The 853-nt window shown below is 73.2% G+C and carries 1 protein-coding gene; it reads right to left on the bottom strand.

Features of this window, described 5'->3' with window-relative positions; all coding sequences use genetic code 11:
• Positions 1-51: 51 nt before the first annotated feature.
• Positions 52-853: vWA domain-containing protein (locus FOE67_RS27230; RefSeq protein WP_182667478.1), on the bottom strand; the 802-nt coding region annotated here is incomplete at its 5' end.

The raw sequence follows: 853 nt of genomic DNA on the forward strand, positions 1-853 counted from the left end.
TGTATAAGAGACCGCACCGTCCCCATCCGGCCCCGGGCGCCGCGCCCCGGCTCAGCGCAGGATGCCCGCCCGCCGGGCGGCGGTCAGCCACGCGGGGAACTCCGAGAGCAGCCGGTCGTACAGTTCGGCGTCGGAGAGATGGTCGATGTCGTCCACGGCGAAGAAGCCGACGTTGTCCACCCGGCGCCCGGTGAGGGTGTCCAGGCGTTCCAGCACGCCGTAGTCCGACCGCCCCAGGCCGACGAACTGCCAGAAGATCGGCTCCTCCACCGCCTCGCGCAGCTCGCGTTCGATCTCCGCGTTGCGGTACACGCCGCCGTCGGAGAAGAACAGCACGAGCGTCGGCAGCGGGGAGGGCTCGTCCCGCACGTACGCGCGGATCTCGGAGATGACCTTCTGCTCCTCGTTCTGGATGCCGACGGCGCGCATGTCCACCTGGCGGGGGTCCAGGTCGCGCGGGCGCCTGCGGGAACGGCCGAACAGGCTCATCTGCCCCACCCGCACGTGCAGCCGCAGCCAATCCGGCAGTTCGCCGGGGCGAAGATCGGGCAGCCGGGCGGGCGAGGAGGCGAAGGTCCACGCCTGCATGCCGCCGTCGTCGTCGAGTTGGGCGGCGACCGCGGCCATGCGTTCCACCACGTCGGTGACGGTGCCCCTCGCGTAGAGGGTGCTCATCGACCCGGAGGCGTCCAGCACGAGGATCACCCGGGCGCGCACGTCGCGGGCGCCCCGCTTCTCCAGGCTGACGGCGACCTGACGCTTGCGCAGCGACAGCCGCGCGGCCATGTCGGAGGGCAGGCGCCCCCCGGCGGTGCCGGCCCCCCGGGCCGGGTCGGGCACCCGGGGGATGCCG

This window comes from Streptomyces calidiresistens, from assembly GCF_014141525.1.
GTDB classification, from domain to species: domain Bacteria; phylum Actinomycetota; class Actinomycetes; order Streptomycetales; family Streptomycetaceae; genus Streptomyces; species Streptomyces calidiresistens.